The sequence below is a fragment of the Streptomyces sp. A0592 genome (assembly GCF_004795115.1).
Lineage (GTDB): Bacteria > Actinomycetota > Actinomycetes > Streptomycetales > Streptomycetaceae > Streptomyces > Streptomyces erythrochromogenes.
In genome coordinates this window covers 81971-97694 of the sequence record NZ_SSBM01000020.1, presented here as the reverse complement: position 1 = coordinate 97694, position 15724 = coordinate 81971, and the positions used below count along the sequence as shown (strand labels likewise).

Below are 15724 nucleotides of genomic sequence, written 5' to 3'. Positions count from 1 at the left end.
TACGGCTCCGATTCTCCGACGAAGGAAGCGCCAGTGCAGAACCACGCGAAGGCCAGGTCGAACGCCACCGAGGATGCCCGGTCGACGGTCCGCAGGCCGGTCACCGCGCCACCCGCACAGGCCTCCGGGCTCCTCGGGCTGCAGGCGACGGTGGGAAACGCGGTGGTCGTCCAGCGTCTGAAGCAGCAGCACCGGCACGGTGCGGGGTGCGGCCACGAGGCGGAGGAGGCGCCGATCCAGCGCTCGGCCGTCCACGACGTGGTGCGGGCCGGCGGCAGGCCGCTGGACGGCAGCACGCGCGCGGACATGGAGAGCCGGCTGGGCGCCGACTTCTCCGACGTCCGCATCCACGACGACAGCGCGGCGAAGGCATCGGCGGCCGAGGTGGGCGCTCGGGCGTACACCACTGGGAATCACGTGGTGATCGGGGAGGGCGGCGCCGACAAGCTCACGCTCGCCCACGAACTCACCCACGTGATCCAGCAGCGCCGGGGTCCCGTGGCGGGTACGGACAACGGAGCGGGCCTGCGGGTCTCCGACCCCGCCGACCGCTTCGAGCGGGAGGCGGAGAGCAACGCGCGCCGCGCCATGAGCGGGGCGGCGCCGAGGACCGAGCAGCACGCACAGGGGGCGGGCCGGGCCGGCCAGGGGGCGGCCCACGAGTCGGTCCAGCGCTGGGCGGCACAGGCCGGCCCGAACCAGCAGCCCATGACGGTCTCGGCGAACGGCGTCTTCGCCGTCCCGAGCGACGACGCCACGTCGATCTGGATCCGCGTCAACGCGCCCGCGGGGTCCTACTCCCCGGCCCTGCGCGCGACGGGCACGGCGCAGCAGGCCCTCTTCGGCGGCACGGTGCTGTACCAGGAACACGAGCTGGCGCGCAGTATCCTGGACGACTGCCTCCACACGGCGGAGGAGATCATGCACAACGCCGTCGGAGAGCTGGCCGACGGCGCGAACAGCAACGTCCGTACGAGCGCCGGGCTCAAGGCCTTCGGCATGTCGGACGAGCAGAACCGCGACCGCGCAGGCGACTTCCAGGGGGCGACGGACCGTGACGCCAGCCCGGTGGTCGGACAGTCCTACCTGATGCTCGCCATGGACCCCGGGGAGCAGATCATGTCGCAGTACCACGCCGCAGCGGTGGTGGGCATGGACGGCCAGGACACGGTGACGATGGAGGCCTTCGCCGGAAGCGGCCAGACGGCCGCGAACCCGATGACGTACACGATCGGCACGGTGGCCTCCTTCCACGACTACTGGACGGGCGCGTACTACACCCCGAACTACCCGGCGGTCACCATGAAGACAGTGGTCCTCGTCAAGCGCGGCAAGGGCCGTCGGGTAACGGCGGGCTCAGAACAGCCGGCCAACCCGAACGTCGCCTGAAGGCTGTTTCACAAGGTGCTCGAGTCCCTGGGCGAGGGACTCACACCACCTCGGCGTGGGTGCCTTTGCCTCTTTTCCTCGCCATCGGGCCCCAGGGTCGTACAGGGGCATAGCGGGCACCGTTCAGGCCCGGCCGCCTTGTGAAACAACCCCCCCCGACGGTGCGGTGCGTCGCGCTCGACCGCCGAGGCCCACCAGTGTGCTCAGTCCGTCGGCTCCTGAGGCTCGGTGTTGCCCGGGCCGGCGGGAGGCCGCTCTTCGCCGATGTCCTCGCGCGTGTCCTTCTTGTGGCTGCCGGGCCGGGGGCGATCGGCCGCAGCGTTCGGGATGTCAGGTGCGACCGGGCCGAGCGGCGGTAGGTCAGGGGTGAGGGCGTTGTGCTTCTCCGGCACACGATCCGGAAGTTCAGGCTTTGGCGGGGCGCTGGGCATGAGGGCTCTCCTTGCGTGAGGCGGCTTCAGCACGGATGCGACGAGGGCCGACGTGCTGTACTGCTGTACACAACCTTCCGCCTGCCCTGCCGTCCGCCCCTCACGCGTCCAAGGGGGCCGCACGAGGCCAATCAGGATCAAGTCGAATTCGACCGGGCCGCGCTGCCGTTTCGAGGAGGCAGTCGCTATGGCGCAGAGCGGGGCTGGTGGCCAACTGCTTGCACTGGCGACTTGACCGCGTGCCGCACAGAGTGTCGGCAGGTGCCGATACTCTGGTTCGACCCCGCCAGAGCACTGTGCAGCTTCTGGGCGGTCGGGTTTTGACGGACCGTCGCCCCGACTCCCTAGTTGCAGCGCGGCGGTCCTGATCGGAGGCTCCCATGCCGGAGAGCGACAAGCCGACGTCCACCGGTTTCGAGGACGAAGGCCGACCGCCTGTCCGGGGTGAGAGCCGCACCACCGTTCGCGAGGTACTGCTCGCCGGTGTCGTCCAGGCCTTCATGGCCGGCGTCGCCGACGAGACCGCGCACTGGTTCCACTGGTGCCTGGTGTGGCTGTACGAGAGGCTGGTCAGCCACCTGTAGAACGCGACGCGCCCCCTGGTGGGCCAACACCAGGAGGCGCGAGGTGCGGGTACATCCCGCGGCGGTCTCTGTCCCTGCTTGCCGGCCGGGCAGAGGCCGCCGTACTTGTGACTCCACTCTGCCGTCGACCACTGACAATGCACAGACGCATCATCAGGTTGCAACGCTGGGATGCCACAGAGTCCCACTCTAGCGAGAACTCACTTCGCGAACCCAGTTTGCCGAAACCGGTTTATCGAAATCGGGTGGGGTGCCGTTCGCACGAGGCAGCGTTCACCAACCACCCGCCGCCAGACCCTGCGGCCGCGCAGAGTCCGATCGGCTGGTGCTCGGGTGTCCGGCCCGGTGCGTGGCTGGGCCCCGGCCAGGGGGCGTTGGCCGGGGCCCAGGGGTGCCGCGGGTCAGGGCCGCGGCAGGGGGCGGTTCAGTGGCGGCGGAAGGTGTCCTTGACGTCTTCCTTGGCCTGGCGGGCGTTGCCCTTGGCCTGGTCGGCGTGCCCGTCGGCGGTCATCCGCTCGTTGCCGGCCATGCGGCCCATGGCCTCCTTGGCCTTGCCCTTGGCCTGCTCGGCCTGTGCCTTGGTCTTCTCGGTGCCCGACATGGGGACCTCCTCGTGTAGTACCGGGTTGGTCGTGACGACTCGCCTGCTCACGATCCCGAGGCCCAAACCCCGCATCGGTCCGCCGATGTCGGATCCCACCCGCAGGGCACCGGCAGGCCGCCCGCCGGCGCCCCTGAGGTTCGCGGGGTCGACGTGGCAGGGCCGTGAGGGAGGAGCCGGGCGCACGCGTCTGCCCGCCTGCGCGGATAAGAAACACATAAGGATCATGTGCATGAGTGTCGGTCGGTCGGGCACTCGGTGCTTCGGAGGTTGATAACTATGGTTCCCCTGCTTCTTGTTCTCCTGCTCGTCCTGATCCTTTTCGGTGCCGGTTTCGCTGTGAAGATCCTCTGGTGGATCGCGCTCGCGGTCCTGGTGCTGTGGCTGATCGGCTTCGTGGCCCGCCCGAAGAACAGCAGCGGCCGCTGGTACCGCTGGTAGCAGGCAGCCCCAGCAGTGCACGGCCGGTGGGCCCACCCCGTCACGGGGGTGGGCCCACCGGCACGTCCGCGCCCGAACGGCGGCTGCACACCGCCGACGGGCGCGGCGGGGCGGAAACCGGGTGAGGTGAGCGGTTCGGGGTATCCCGCCTGTGCCGGGGCGGCCGCTGTGCTGCAGCAGGGGACCAGCTCGCCTCCCATCACGCCGGCCGCCCCAGCTCGCCGATTCCGGACGCAGCCCCGGCGACGTCGCCACCCGGGTCTGGGTCTGTAGCTGCCGCGGTCGCCCTCGGCTACCAGGGCGCGGCCCTCGCGGTCGCGGACGTGTTCGCCGTCCAGGCCATGGCCCCTCAGCGACAACCGGCCCTCCCTCGGCCTCCTCAACGCAATCTTCGGCAAGGCCCACACGCCAGCCGTGCGCGGAGACCAGCCACCCCCGCGCTGGACGCCTTGCCGCCGGAGAAGCACTCGCCGACCCTGCGCCTGCTGATGGCGGAGGTCGAGCGGTCCTGACGGATGGGCTGCGGGTGTCGTGCGGTCTGGGTGCTGGCGGGCCCCGGGGCTTGAGGTGTGCCGTCAGGTGATGGGGGGCTGCGGCGTTCGACCAGGATGACGTCGGGCCATGTTCCGTGGTGGCGGTCGATTGCGTTCGCGGGTGCCGGCGCGCTGGTGCAGGGCGTTGCTCCGCTCGGCTTTCGGTATGACGCAGCCGGGTGAACCGGATGTACGACCCGGAACCGAGACAAAAGTCGGGGGTTGGTTCTTTGGCGTCGAACGCGGCGTCCACCGGAAAGGAAGGAAGCCCGTGAAGGCGATCGTCCGTACCCTCTCGGTTCTCGTGCTCACCCTCGGCAGCGCCGCCGCATTCGGCACCGGCGCCGCAGTCGCCGCGTCCCCCTCGGACGGCGCGCCCATCGTCATCCAGTGCAACAACCCGACGAACGTCTCCCTCGTCGACGCGTCGGGCGGAGACTCACTCGTCAGCCAGCTGGTCGAAGTCCTCGGCGGTACCAACGACGGCAACAATGCCTCCGCGGTCGACACGGGCCCTGGCGGTACTGCCCTCGGCGGCGACGCCGCGCAGTCGGCGAGCCACAACCGCTGCGGGGAGAGCACGGACGTCGATGCGAGCACGCGTGTCGACAACAGCCAGCGCGTCGACAACAGTCGCCGCCTCTCGTTCAAGAACAGCCCCAGCCTGCTCTGAACCGCTCCGGACGCGGCCGCTGCCCACCACCCCCAGCCCTGTCCCAGGGCCGGAACCGGGCAGCGGTCGCGCATCCGACTGAGGTAGCCGGGTGAACCGGACTTCCGGCCCGAAACCCACGTCGGATGGTTGGTTCCCTGGCGTCGAACGCAGCGTCCACCAGAAGAAAGGAACATCCGTGAAGGCGATCGTCCGTACCCTCTCGGTTCTCGTGCTTACTCTCGGCAGCGCCGCCGCATTCGGCACCGGCGCCGCAGTCGCCGCGTCCCCCTCCGATGGCGCCCCCGTCGTCATCCGGTGCAACAACCCCACGAGCGTCTCCGCCGTCGATGCCTCCGGCGGGAACTCTCTGGTCAGGCAGCTGGTCGGGGTCCTCGCCGGAACCAACGGAGGCAACAACGCCTCCGGCGTCATCACCGGTGAAGGAGGAGACGCCGCAGGCGGCAACGCCGCTCAGACGGCTGACCGCAACCGCTGCGGCTCGAGCTCCGACCTCGACACCAGCACCCGTATCGACACCAGCCAGCGCATCGACAACAGCCGCCGCCTCGACATCGAAAACAGCCCCACCCTGCTCTGAAAGCCACAGGCGGCAGGGTCTCCGAGCAGCACCACCCCCCGGGGGACCCTGTCGATGGCCTCGTGAAGGACGTCGTTCGCCGGGGGAAGCCGAGGGACAGGGTCCCTCGGTTCACGGCGACGGACCCTGCGATTCACGATGAAGATGATCACCGCCCTGGCTGCGCGAGCGCGGGGACGCGGCCGGCTCAGGCTCGGGGTAGCCAGCCAGCGGTGAAGTCTGCGCTGTTCCGGGCGTTGTGGGCGCGTTGCTCGATGAGTCGTCGGAATCCTGTTACGGCGTAGCGTTCCCCGGTGGCAGTGCGGGCTCCGGGGATACCGGCGATGTCGGCCATGCACTGCTGGGGTTGTGGCTGCCAACCGATGACGAGGACGCGCAGGCCCCGCCGTTCCGCCCGCCGGTGGGTGTCGAGGAGGTGCAGCAGGCCGTCGCGGTCCATGACCGGGACGCGGTGCAAATCCATCAGCAGGTCCCGCACCCCCACCGGAATACCGTCCACCGCCGCGTGGAGGGGTTCCCCCGCGTGCTGGTCGAGTTCGCCGGTGGCGCTGAGCAGGACGGTGCCGCCGCGGTGCTGGACGTCGACAGTGATCAATGCGGTCTCCTTGCTCCCAGCCCCACACGCCTGTACCTGTGGGACCTTCCATCCTGGCGCGGCAGCTCCCCGGCGCTTGGGCGGCTCGCAGGGCCTTGAGTCGTTGCGACGCCGCGAGTGCGCCGACGTCCGTCTCGCCGGCGCCCGGCCGGCCACGGCGCAGTGGTGCTTGACCAGCTCGGTCCGTTCCTGCCGTGCTGCCTGGCGGGCTGATGACCGGGCGTCTTGTCGAGCGGCGCCGGACCCGCGGCCCTGGCCCCGGGCCGGGGGCGCGGGGGCGGCCTTGGGGGTCAGTAGTGGTCCGGCCGGCCTACCTCCGCAGCAGCGCACCCCACCCTGCGCCGGCAGGCGCCGCCGGCTTCGGGTCTTCCCTGCTCCTACAGCTGTACCCGATGTCGGAGCGCCCTGCCCGTGTGGGTGGTCCTCTAGGCTCCAGCGCGTGGAAGATCACGAGGACGAGCTTGTGCTGCGTGTGCGGGCGGTGCTGGCCGAGGCCGGTTTCGAGGAGTCCGCGCCCGGTGAGGAAGGTGTGCACCTGATCCGGCACGCCCGCGGGGTGTTGATCGGCTGGCTGCCCGTACAGGTCACCCGGCCCGAGCAGGTCGCACCCCGCGACATCGCCGACCCTGCAGATCATGATGTGCTGCGGCACGCCTTCATGCTCGCGGCGACCTCTGCCCTGCAGTCGGCCGGCTTTGTGGTCGACCCGCGCGACGATCAGGGGCTCCTTGTCCTCGATCCGGAGCAGACCTCCGCGCCGTAGTGCCCCTCGTGCTTCGGCCCAGGCCGTGCCGGATGGCGGCAGCAGGGATCGTGTCGTCGCCCCGGTGATCTGGAGTAGTGCGGGTGCGCTGTGGCGGTGTCCGTGCTGGGATCGGGCGGGTGAGGGATCCCTTCGGCTGTGATGATCCGTCCCTGCTGACGCTGGGCGTCCCGGCAGACGGGGCGGCGGCCCGCCGAGCGGTGGCCGCACGTGCTACCGGTCCTGAGGACCTGGCACGGCTGCTGGACATACTCGGCCTGCTCCCGGCAGCAGGCGCTTGCCCGGCGCAGGAGCCCGAGCCGCAGAGCTGTCGCACGCGTACCCGGCGCTGCCCCGAACGCCGGTAGGCGGCAGCCGGCGTATTCCAGCCCGCAGGTGTTGACGCCTCCGCAGGAGCGCCGATCACTCTGTCCGGGTGGGGTTAACGCCCCGATCAGCGCGTCAGAGGAGGGCGCGGCCGAGGGGCGGGGGTGCAATGGCCGCTGCGGGAGCCGCCTTCGAACCGGTGCCGCTCCCGGCGCCGTGGCGCTGCCGGCCGCGGGCAGGTTCCCGGCTGCCGTCACACGTCGCCGGGTCACCGCCCCGGCCGGCAGCATCCAACCCCACTTACTGATCGTTTCAGAATGAGGTCGCGAGGCGGCGAAGGCATATGGGGCGTTGTCGGATGAGGCGAGGACCTGTCTGGTCTGCCTCATTTGGTTCCGTTTCGGGGCCTGCCCCACGACGGCCAGCAGCCGTGCAGGCTCGCCTGGTCGGCCTGCACAGTTGCATAGTGTGCTCATGGATCGATTCGTGGGTCAGGGCCGCCTCGAATGGTGGGCTAACCAGTCGACTTGCCTTGAGATGTACGACATCGACATCACCGTCGCTGTCGACGCGGTCGGCCAGTGGCGGGCAACCGGGCAGCATGCCAACGCCCTTGACACAATCCAGCGCGAGGGCTGGGACTTCCTCATGGACATGGATCCCCACTTCTCCATTGCGTTTCCCGGTGAGGACCGCGGAGGGATCATGGTGCGAGTCGTCGAGGCAGGGGAGGGAACCTTCACGCTCACGGAGGCGCCGGATTGGGACGGCTCTGGGAACGTCACCTGCGACCTCACCTGAGGGCAGCTCGTAGGGGCAGGAGACCGTCTTCGCTACCTTGCCACCGACTCCGGCATGCCACCCCTTACTGATCTTTGGGCCTGGCGGGTGCGGGCGTTGCCCTGGTCTGGTCGGCGTCTCGATGTTCCGCCTGCGGATCCTGCGACGGCCTCGCTCGCCGTGGCGGAGGGTCGGGCCCGTGATCGCTATGTCTTCCTTCACTCACGTATCGATGCGCGGGAACGAGTCGGGAACCCGTGGCGTCAGCGTGCTGGGCGGCCCCGAACCGTCCGACCGCCGCCTAGTGGCCCGGGTGCAAGCCCGGGCTGCTAGGCCCGTCCTTGCCCGGCCTTCGGAGTGCAGCCGGGGGCCGCTCACCGGCCTAAAAAGCGGGCCGGCTTCGTCCAGGCGGCGGGGGTGCGTGATCTGGCCCAAGGTGCGTTCGCCGCGCGGCCCGCCGCGTACCCTCTGCAGTCCGCTGAACTGGACATTTCACAGGTCTGCCGTCGAACGCCGCCGTCCAGTAAGGTGCCGCCGGGAGAGTGTCCGGGGGGTCGGACGCGAACCGCGTACCGCCGTGTGGCGTCGCACCGTGCGGGGGTGCACCCGGTGGGCCGGGTATGCCGGCGGGGGAGTGGGGGAGGCGCAGGACATGGACGATCGATCCCGCCTGTTTCCGGCCCCAGTGACCGGTGATGTCTCGTGCGCGCAGGCGCGGGAGACGGCTCGGCTGTTTCTCGACGAGCTGGAGCCTGCGCTTCTTCCGGAGCGGCGGGAGGACGTGCTGACCGTGGTGAGCGAGCTGATTTCCAATGCCCGGCGCCACGCCGGGGGCGTCACGCATTTCGACATCCGCGTTCATCTCGGGGCGCTCGTGGTGGAGGTGTCCGACCGGTCTCCCCGCGGTCCGCTGACCCGCCCCTGGGCGCCGGGTCAGCCGGGAGGCTTCGGGTGGCGGCTGGTCAAGCAGCTCGCCGACCGCGCGCACGTCTATTTCCATGAGGGCGCGAAGACTGTCAGCGCCACGTTCTTCACCGGGGTGAGCGAACCCCGGCGGCCCTCTGCGTCCTGACCATCAGCCGGTCGGAGCGTCGTCGTCGCGTAGGTCGAAGAGGGGCAGGGCGCCGGTCATCTCCAGCATGCGGCGCAGCTGGCGCGGCAGTGGGTCGGCGAGCACCAGGGGGCCGCTGTTGTTCGCCCGGATCAGGACGTTGAGGAAGGAGGAGTCGGCGAACGCGACCTGGGAGACGTCGAGGACCAGGACCCGAGCATCCCCGGCCTCACGCGCGCAGACCTCGTCCAGGCGGCCCACGGAGTCCGCGTCGAACTCTCCGGAGCAGACGACCTCCCTTACCGCGCCCGCGCCCGAGCGGACCGTTACCTTCGGCATCTGCATACGCGTCCCTCCATCCCCGCAGCTGGCTCCACTGATCTCCAACGGCGACCGTACGGGCTCCCGCCTCGAAGTGACACCCCACCCTCACCTGCGCCCCCGAACGGACGGCCCACCCCGAGTGAGCGCCGCTCGCCCTCATCTGCGTGAAATTCGGGCTGCAGCCCCCGGCCGTCATTCAGCCCGCCCCGGGAGCGGCGGGGCGGGCCAGCGGTTGTCGCCGAGTTGGAGTTCCTCGACTCTGCGTTTTCTCAGGATGGGCCGGTAGGTGTATACGCGGGCGCACCTGAGTTCTCCCGACGGTGTTGCTCCGGGCAGGGCGTCCACCGTCGGGAGGGAGCCACGCAGCTGCGGATGGACGGGGCCGCGCGGCAGTGGGGCCAACGGCCCCGGCCCGGGGTTGGTCACGTTCGGCCCTGCCGCTGGTTGACGCCCCGGCTGTACCGCTGGCGGGTGGCGGGATGTAACTCATCCGTCGTGCCTGCGGTGCGGGCCTGGGGGCGGGGTGGGAGGGTGCTGGTGGGGCCGATGACGGGTGCCCCACGCAGGCAGAGCCCGCCCCGGGCCCGGACGACATCCCGGCCGGGCTCTGCTGCGCCCTGGCCCCGCGGTCGGGAGACCCTGCGGGCGTTCCAGCAGCTGGACGACCCGTTTCCCGAGGGTCTGAAAGGAGCTCAGTGGGCTCCTGAGGGCTCCCGTTGGGGAGGAGATGGGGGAGCGGAACCTGGGGCGGGTGGGGTCGTTGTACCGCTGGGACGCACACCGCTCCGGGGAAACCATCCGTTCCCCTACGGGTCCGCTTGGGGCGGGCCCCGATTCCGACCGCCTCTGCGTGCTCCACATCCGCGTGGGTGGTCAGGGCCGCTCCGTGGATCCGGGTATAGACGGCTGCCCGGGTTAGGGTCCTGCTCAGCCCGCGCCGATATCGCGTGCGTGGGTGAGGCCTGGGGCCCAGAGCGCTCTGGGGGCAGCAGTCCCCCGGGGCCGCCCCAATCTCCGGCCGCCGATCTCTGCGCCGGCCGTCAGGGGGCTGGCGTGGGAACGGGTGCGGTGATGGTTTTGCCGCCGCGGTGGAAGCGGATGAAGACGGGGTTCTGACCAGGCGCCAGCCGAAGTGACCGTGACCGTTGGGTGATCGCGGCCGTAGGTGTGGCATGCGGAGGGATTGGTCGGATACCTCGATGGCGATCAGGCCGGCCCGGCGGTGGATGTGGAAGCCGGTGACGCCGCCTGCGTGCCGGATCGCGTTGGAGACGAGTTCGCTCACTACCGTCAGCACGTCGGTCACCAGGGCCGGGGGCGCCTCGCAGTCGGCGAGCACACGCCGGGCCAGCTCCCGGGCCTGACCGCAGCTCATCCGCGCCGGGAAGCGCGGTGTGCTCCGTGAGGGCCCCATACCGGGCATCTGCCCCGGCCGCCGCAACAGATGCCGCCCGCCCCGCCCCGGTACGTGCTTCAGCCAGCCTGTTCGGAGGCGTCGTGGATGTCGAACAGGGGCAGCGCGCCGGTCATCTCCATCATCCGTCGCAGCTGTGACGGGAGCGGCCCTCGCAGGGCGAGGGGGCGGGTGTTGCGGAGGCGGATGAGGGCGTTGAGGAAGCTGGAGTCGCCGAACGTCACCTGCCGGACGTCGATGACGAGGAGACCGGCCGGCAGCGGTGCGATGTCGCAGGCCTCCAGCAGCAGTCCGGTGGTGTCCAGGTCGAAGTCGCCGGAGCAGACGACCACCCGCACACCGTCCGCCTCGGCATTGACGGTCACCTTGGGCGTCTTCACGCTGCCTCCCGGAACGCAAGATCTGACCCTCCCGACCGTACGGGACGCTCCGCCCCACCGGTACACGGCCCGGAGCCTGACCCTTTTACCGTTCCGTAGCTGCGCCCCTGGCCCGCACGGCCCGGGGTACAGCTGCGTACCGGGGGCGTGAGCGCCTGCCTAGAGGTGATCGGGTGACGCATGAACGCCCTGTTCAAGGTGGAATCCACGGGAGCCCCCGCACCACACGACGCCAGGGGTGGTGGTCGCCCCTGGTATCCGGCTGGCACCGGACGAGACTGGTGTGGTGCCGACGGCGTAGGGCCACGCCAAGGCTTCCGGCACCTGGGGGAGGGCGGGGGCCCATGTCCGGCAACAGCAGAGACTCAACCCGGGGTGCCCCACCGTACGCACGCCTGCTCGGCAGGCACTACTTCCTGCCGGTGACCCTCAACGGCCACGAGACCGACGTCAAGGTCGTCTCGTCAGGGCGCGGCGCGAGGACCGGGTGGCCTTCCGAGGTGGGTGCCCTTCTGGCGCACGTCACCCAACTGGTGCTCCTCGCAGCGCCCCCAACTGATGTCGTCCTTCGTGCACGTGAAGTCCCTCTCGGCGGCGCCGTGCGTGGTCACCCCGCCTCGTAGAGGCTGACGCCCTTGGCGGGGACGGTGTGGTTCAGGGAGCAGCCGGTGACGCGGCCGTTGCCGTTGAGGCACGGTCCCAGCCGCCGCCTGTGCGCTTCCTGAGCTGGCAGCGGATCTGGTAGTTGTAGTTGGTCTCCTTGAACCAGCCCCGGGCCTTGGCGTAGGAGGTGCCGGTGACCTTCAAGGTGATCCTGACCTTGTTGCCGTCCGCCTTGGCGCTGGTGACGCAGCCCCGGCCGGAGACGCTGCGGCTTCCGTCTTCGGAGTAGCCGCCGAATCCAGGTGCTGTCCGAGGAGTCGCAGACGGTGCCGGGCTTCCACTTCGCCGAATCCGCCCGCCGGAACGCGTTGATCGGCGCGTCGGTGACGTACGCGCTGTTGCTGCCGACCTGGGTGGAGACCTCCCACCGCAAGTGGAGGTCGCGCAGTGCGATGACGGGTGCGGTCGTGGTGAGTTCAAAGCTCAGCCCGGTTTCTCCGCAGGCCGGTGCTGCGGCACCCATCAGGAGATGTGACGTGCCTCATAGGAACCCGGTGGGCGGTGCGGACAGGAAAGGGCATGGAACTGACACAACGGGCGCGTCTGTGCGCGGGGGACCGCAGTGCGCTGGGGGAGCTGTTCGACGCGCACGCACAGGCCGTCTACGCCTACGCGCTGCGCACCCTGGGCGACTGGGCGGCGGCCGAGGACGCGGTGTCGCTGACCTATCTGGAGGCCTGGCGGCTGCGCGGGAAACTCCACGAGGGGGACGAGAGCCTGCGGCCCTGGCTGTTCGGGATCGCCACCAACGTGCTGCACAACACCGCACGGGCCACCCGACGGCACAAGGCCGCGATGGCGCGGCTTGCCGAGCGTGAGCCGGTGGAGGACTTCGCAGAGGGGTTGGTGACCCGGATCGACGCGGGCGCCGAGCTGGCGGCGGTACGGCGCGCGCTGCCCAGCCTGCGCCGCTCCGAACGGGAGGTGTTCCGGCTCTGCGTCTGGGTGGGGCTCGACTACGCCTCGGCAGCCGAGGCTCTCGGCGTTCCGGTCGGCACCGTCCGATCCCGCCTCTCCCGGGCCCGCACCCGGCTGCGTGCGCTCGCTGAAAAGGAACTGACGAATCGTCGGGACCCGACCGGTCCCGGACAGGTACGGGATGGCGGCCTCGTTGCCGCCCGGTCGATGCAGGGGGAGAACCGATGAACGACACACCCGAGCTGCTCACTGCCGACCGCCACCGGCTGCTGAGGGAGCATTTGATGAGCGAGACCGCCGGACAGACGACGAAGGTGACGGGTTCGCGACGCAAGCTGGTGTGGTGGGTCGCGCCGCCACTGGCCGTGGTCGCGGTGGCTGCCGTCACGCTGGTCGGCCCGGGCCGAAACGACGGCAGCGCCGCCCCGGCCGCTGCCCCCGCCGCGTCGACGTCCGCCGCGCCGACCGGGTCGGCCACGCCGGTGTCGGAGCCGACGGATGCCGCCGGTCTGCTGAGCCGGGCCGCCAAGGCCGCCGCGAGCCGCCCGGACCCGGGCGCGAAGAACACCCAGTTCACCTACCAGCGGATGGTCCAGGACGGGGCTCGCGAGTCGAGGCACGAACGGACGATGTGGATGGCGGTGGACGGCAGGTCCAAGGGCCTGATCGCGGATCCGTCGATGTCCGGACCGGGCGACGAGAAGGGCCGGGTCACCTGGCCTGCCACGCTGGGGGCAGGCCGCGGCGCCCCCACGCAGGCCGGCTTCCTCGCCCCGACCTACGAGTTCGTCGCCGCGCTGCCCACCGACCCCGACCGGCTTCTGCAGCAGCTCCTCGCCGCCGACCGGTCCAAGCAGGTGGTGGGGATGCCGATCACGGACGAGCGGCGCCATCAGCTCGCCTTCGGGGACATCCAGATGATCTTCATGAACGTGACCGCGCCGCCGGCCGTCGCGGGATCGCTCATGGAGACGGCCGCGAGGATCCCCGGCACGAGGGTGGTCGCCGACGAGGTCGACGCGGCGGGGCGGCACGGCGTCGCGGTGGTCGGCAGGAACGGCAACCTGCGGGTGTCACTGATCTTCGACAGGACGACCGGCGTGTTCCTCGGCGTGCGGCAGGTGCTGCTGGCGGAGCTCCCGCCCATCGGCGCCGACGGCCTCCCGCCCACGGGCGACCCATCCCCGGGCGCTGGGAACGGAAAGGGCTACGACTTCGCCACGGCCGTCCTGAAGGCCGGCATCGTCGACCACGCTGGCGACGAACCGGAGAACTGAACCCCATAGGGGCCGGGCGGGGCAGTCCCGCTGTCCCGATCCTGCAGGTGTCCGACTCCCCGACTTTCGATCCAGCGCCCGGAGACCGTCAGGACGTCGGCGTCCGGATGCACCCGCAGACGACCGACGACAAGGCCGAGGCACGCCTTCTGCTGTCGATCGCCATCGACGGCGTACGGACGCACTGACCCCGGTCCTCACAAACGGTCGATACCCCTTCGGCCATGAGGAGCAGCGGCCAACGGCATCCAAAGCCTCAGCTGTAGCTGCGTCCGACCGGGTACGTGGGGGCCTGGACCTCCGGACTCTGGCCCTGTAAATGCGGAAGTGCCGGGTCAGAGTCCGGCTCCGGGCACCGTCATCCACGTTGGTTCAGGGCACGGGTGAGGTTGCGGTTGGCTGCCCGGGCGGTGTCGCCGGCCCCCCAAGAAGCATCCGGACCTCCGCATGCGGCCGCCCCACCCGTTCGCCAAGGGACGATGGGCTGACGAGCAGTCATTGATCTCCGGCAGCTGCCGGGGCACGATGCAGGAATGAGCGACCAGCGCTGCGACCATGGACTGATAGTCGGCCAGTGCGGGCACTGCAAGCCGGTGCCGCACGGGCTTACCGCCTACGTCTGGACCACCCGCGGCGGCTCCGTCTTTCACCGGACGGTGGCCTGCGAAGCTCTCGCCGACGGCCAAACCCGCGCCGCACGCTTCGGTCGGGACGTCCATCAGCCCACCCGTTCCGCACTCGCCGATGCCATGGCACAGGGCCGCGGCGCCTGCATCCCCTGCTTCCCCGCTTACAGGCCGTCCCGCACCGCCAAGCCCTGCCTGGTCCGTGAGAACGGCCGGTGGCTGCCCGGTCTGCTCACCGAGTGGCGGCGCGGCGGGGACGGTCGGTGGAGCGGCGTGGTCTCGTACACAGCCGACGGCGACCAGGTCACCGTCCTCAAGGACCAGGACGACTTACGCTCCGCCCCGTGAACCGCCCGCCGCCGCCTCGCATCTCCCCGCAGCCCCAGAGGCCTGCCCACACTGCCCTGGCCGCACAGGCCAGCCGCATCACCCTTCCCCCGGCCCCGTGCGACCAGCGATACCGCCCTCGCCCGACCTGCTTCAGGTTCTGTGCAAACCGCCCCGCCTCCCTGGCGGCTTGCCACACAGCCGCCCGCCGCTGCGGGAGGCGGCCGCCGCGTGGACGACCGCCCTGGCTCGCCGGACGCCCAGGCCGCCCCAGCCCCCAGAAGCAACTACATGCGAACAGCCACCCTGTTGGACTGCTCTCGGCACTCCTTCAGGATGCGCCATCGCCATGAGCGCCGACCCCGGCCCGCCGTGATCCACGGGGCGGAAATCACCTGCGTACGCCGTCCCTTCGGTCTGTAGGGTGGCGGGCGACCAGTACATGAGAGCTCGCCTCGGGCGGCTCTGCCCACAGGGGGATCCACCACCATGCGCACGTTCGCAGCCGCTGCCGCGGTCTCGTCCGCGATCATTCTCGGCCTGTCCACCGCCGCGCCCGTCCACGCCGCCGAACTCGACGGGCTGGCGGACGCGGGCTTCGTCTCCGAGCCCCTCACGCCCGCCGACCTTTCCGAGGAGGGGGCCACCTTCGGCGAAGAGGGCCCTGACTCCGCCGCGGTCTCGCAGCCGCAGGGCGCTCCGAGCGCCGGCGTCTTCTACACCAACGGCGACAACGTCCACATATCCAGCACGGCCCCGGCCGCCGCGTCCGGGCACGGTTGGTGGGTCAAGATCAGCGGTCCCGGCACCAAGGCCAAGGTCACCATCGAGCTCCAGGCACTGGACTACCGCGACAACAAGTGGAAGACCGTCGCCACCGGCAGCAAGACGGTGTACTCCGGTACCGGCAGCGCCAACCGCGCCGCCGCCCGCAAGGTCTGCACGAACCGCGTCATGCAGGTGCAGTGGCGCAGCCGGATCGACGTGGACATCATCGGCGTCAACGACTCGCCGGAGAAGGCCGTCACCAAGACCCAGAAGCTGTGGTGCGGCGCGTTCTGACGCCCT

19 protein-coding genes are annotated in these 15724 nt (G+C 70.5%); 13 read left to right on the top strand and 6 right to left on the bottom strand.

Features of this window, described 5'->3' with window-relative positions:
* Positions 1–33: 33 nt before the first annotated feature.
* Positions 34–1389 carry a DUF4157 domain-containing protein gene (locus E6U81_RS25760; protein WP_346766172.1) on the top strand — a complete coding sequence of 452 codons (1356 nt, stop codon included), beginning with the start codon at positions 34–36 and terminating at the stop codon, positions 1387–1389.
* Positions 1390–1592: 203 nt separating this feature from the next.
* Here E6U81_RS25760 and E6U81_RS25755 read toward each other — a convergent pair whose 3' ends face one another.
* The gene (locus tag E6U81_RS25755) at positions 1593–1820 is read right to left on the bottom strand and encodes a hypothetical protein (protein WP_136232470.1); all 228 of its coding nucleotides are present in this window, start codon (positions 1818–1820) and stop codon (positions 1593–1595) included.
* A gap of 380 nt (positions 1821–2200) precedes the next feature.
* Between E6U81_RS25755 and E6U81_RS25750 the strand changes: the two genes are divergently transcribed.
* Positions 2201–2404 carry a hypothetical protein gene (locus E6U81_RS25750; protein ID WP_136232469.1) on the top strand — a complete coding sequence of 68 codons (204 nt, stop codon included), beginning with the start codon at positions 2201–2203 and terminating at the stop codon, positions 2402–2404.
* Between the two features lie 424 nt (positions 2405–2828).
* Here the strand turns inward: E6U81_RS25750 and E6U81_RS25745 are convergent, their stop codons facing one another.
* Positions 2829–3005, bottom strand: a complete 177-nt coding sequence (locus tag E6U81_RS25745) for a CsbD family protein (RefSeq protein WP_136232468.1) — start codon at positions 3003–3005, stop codon at positions 2829–2831.
* Positions 3006–3284: 279 nt separating this feature from the next.
* On the opposite strand from E6U81_RS25745, the gene E6U81_RS25740 reads away from it, so the two are divergent.
* The 3 genes from E6U81_RS25740 (at position 3285) to E6U81_RS25725 (ending at position 5232) form a co-directional block, all read left to right on the top strand.
* Complete coding sequence (locus E6U81_RS25740) at positions 3285–3446, top strand: hydrophobic protein (protein WP_136232467.1); 162 nt, start codon at positions 3285–3287, stop codon at positions 3444–3446.
* 804 nt (positions 3447–4250) lie between these two features.
* Complete coding sequence (locus tag E6U81_RS25730; RefSeq protein WP_136232466.1) at positions 4251–4652, top strand: hypothetical protein; 402 nt, start codon at positions 4251–4253, stop codon at positions 4650–4652.
* Between the two features lie 178 nt (positions 4653–4830).
* Positions 4831–5232 (top strand): hypothetical protein, encoded by a 402-nt coding sequence (locus tag E6U81_RS25725; RefSeq protein WP_136232465.1) that lies wholly within the window; start codon positions 4831–4833, stop codon positions 5230–5232.
* A gap of 187 nt (positions 5233–5419) precedes the next feature.
* On the opposite strand, the gene E6U81_RS25720 is transcribed toward E6U81_RS25725, so the two are convergent.
* Complete coding sequence (locus E6U81_RS25720; protein ID WP_136232464.1) at positions 5420–5827, bottom strand: STAS domain-containing protein; 408 nt, start codon at positions 5825–5827, stop codon at positions 5420–5422.
* Between the two features lie 439 nt (positions 5828–6266).
* On the opposite strand from E6U81_RS25720, the gene E6U81_RS25715 reads away from it, so the two are divergent.
* The 3 genes from E6U81_RS25715 (at position 6267) to E6U81_RS25700 (ending at position 8748) form a co-directional block, all read left to right on the top strand.
* On the top strand, positions 6267–6590 hold the full coding sequence (locus E6U81_RS25715) for a hypothetical protein (RefSeq protein WP_136232463.1): 324 nt from the start codon (positions 6267–6269) through the stop codon (positions 6588–6590).
* Positions 6591–7370: 780 nt separating this feature from the next.
* Positions 7371–7697 carry a hypothetical protein gene (locus E6U81_RS25705; protein WP_136232461.1) on the top strand — a complete coding sequence of 109 codons (327 nt, stop codon included), beginning with the start codon at positions 7371–7373 and terminating at the stop codon, positions 7695–7697.
* Between the two features lie 631 nt (positions 7698–8328).
* On the top strand, positions 8329–8748 hold the full coding sequence (locus E6U81_RS25700; protein ID WP_136232460.1) for an ATP-binding protein: 420 nt from the start codon (positions 8329–8331) through the stop codon (positions 8746–8748).
* A 3-nt stretch (positions 8749–8751) separates the two neighbouring features.
* On the opposite strand, the gene E6U81_RS25695 is transcribed toward E6U81_RS25700, so the two are convergent.
* From E6U81_RS25695 to E6U81_RS25685, 3 genes are all read right to left on the bottom strand, one after another.
* Complete coding sequence (locus E6U81_RS25695) at positions 8752–9072, bottom strand: STAS domain-containing protein (RefSeq protein ID WP_136232459.1); 321 nt, start codon at positions 9070–9072, stop codon at positions 8752–8754.
* A gap of 1452 nt (positions 9073–10524) precedes the next feature.
* Complete coding sequence (locus tag E6U81_RS25690; RefSeq protein ID WP_168714740.1) at positions 10525–10845, bottom strand: STAS domain-containing protein; 321 nt, start codon at positions 10843–10845, stop codon at positions 10525–10527.
* Positions 10846–11452: 607 nt separating this feature from the next.
* Positions 11453–11971 carry a hypothetical protein gene (locus E6U81_RS25685; RefSeq protein WP_136232457.1) on the bottom strand — a complete coding sequence of 173 codons (519 nt, stop codon included), beginning with the start codon at positions 11969–11971 and terminating at the stop codon, positions 11453–11455.
* Between the two features lie 56 nt (positions 11972–12027).
* On the opposite strand from E6U81_RS25685, the gene E6U81_RS25680 reads away from it, so the two are divergent.
* The 5 genes from E6U81_RS25680 (at position 12028) to E6U81_RS25665 (ending at position 15718) form a co-directional block, all read left to right on the top strand.
* Positions 12028–12654 (top strand): RNA polymerase sigma factor, encoded by a 627-nt coding sequence (locus tag E6U81_RS25680; protein ID WP_136232456.1) that lies wholly within the window; start codon positions 12028–12030, stop codon positions 12652–12654.
* On the top strand, positions 12651–13703 hold the full coding sequence (locus E6U81_RS25675; protein ID WP_136232455.1) for a CU044_5270 family protein: 1053 nt from the start codon (positions 12651–12653) through the stop codon (positions 13701–13703). Before E6U81_RS25680 ends, E6U81_RS25675 begins: the two co-directional genes overlap by 4 nt.
* A 47-nt stretch (positions 13704–13750) precedes the next feature.
* On the top strand, positions 13751–13891 hold the full coding sequence (locus E6U81_RS40015) for a hypothetical protein (protein ID WP_168714739.1): 141 nt from the start codon (positions 13751–13753) through the stop codon (positions 13889–13891).
* 345 nt (positions 13892–14236) lie between these two features.
* A complete protein-coding gene (locus E6U81_RS25670) occupies positions 14237–14677 on the top strand; it encodes a hypothetical protein (RefSeq protein ID WP_136232454.1) in 441 nt (146 codons plus the stop codon).
* Between the two features lie 468 nt (positions 14678–15145).
* Entirely contained in the window at positions 15146–15718 is a 573-nt protein-coding gene (locus E6U81_RS25665) for a hypothetical protein (RefSeq protein WP_136232453.1), read from the top strand.
* Positions 15719–15724 lie beyond the last annotated feature (6 nt).

Coding starts and splice junctions, on each gene's coding strand:
- E6U81_RS25755 (WP_136232470.1), bottom strand. CDS start 1,820: ATGCCCAGCGCCCCGCCAAAGCCTGAACTTCCGGATCGTGTGCCGGAG.
- E6U81_RS25750 (WP_136232469.1), top strand. CDS start 2,201: ATGCCGGAGAGCGACAAGCCGACGTCCACCGGTTTCGAGGACGAAGGC.
- E6U81_RS25745 (WP_136232468.1), bottom strand. CDS start 3,005: ATGTCGGGCACCGAGAAGACCAAGGCACAGGCCGAGCAGGCCAAGGGC.
- E6U81_RS25740 (WP_136232467.1), top strand. CDS start 3,285: ATGGTTCCCCTGCTTCTTGTTCTCCTGCTCGTCCTGATCCTTTTCGGT.
- E6U81_RS25705 (WP_136232461.1), top strand. CDS start 7,371: ATGGATCGATTCGTGGGTCAGGGCCGCCTCGAATGGTGGGCTAACCAG.
- E6U81_RS25700 (WP_136232460.1), top strand. CDS start 8,329: ATGGACGATCGATCCCGCCTGTTTCCGGCCCCAGTGACCGGTGATGTC.
- E6U81_RS25695 (WP_136232459.1), bottom strand. CDS start 9,072: ATGCAGATGCCGAAGGTAACGGTCCGCTCGGGCGCGGGCGCGGTAAGG.
- E6U81_RS25685 (WP_136232457.1), bottom strand. CDS start 11,971: ATGGGTGCCGCAGCACCGGCCTGCGGAGAAACCGGGCTGAGCTTTGAA.
- E6U81_RS25680 (WP_136232456.1), top strand. CDS start 12,028: ATGGAACTGACACAACGGGCGCGTCTGTGCGCGGGGGACCGCAGTGCG.
- E6U81_RS25675 (WP_136232455.1), top strand. CDS start 12,651: ATGAACGACACACCCGAGCTGCTCACTGCCGACCGCCACCGGCTGCTG.
- E6U81_RS25670 (WP_136232454.1), top strand. CDS start 14,237: ATGAGCGACCAGCGCTGCGACCATGGACTGATAGTCGGCCAGTGCGGG.
- E6U81_RS25665 (WP_136232453.1), top strand. CDS start 15,146: ATGCGCACGTTCGCAGCCGCTGCCGCGGTCTCGTCCGCGATCATTCTC.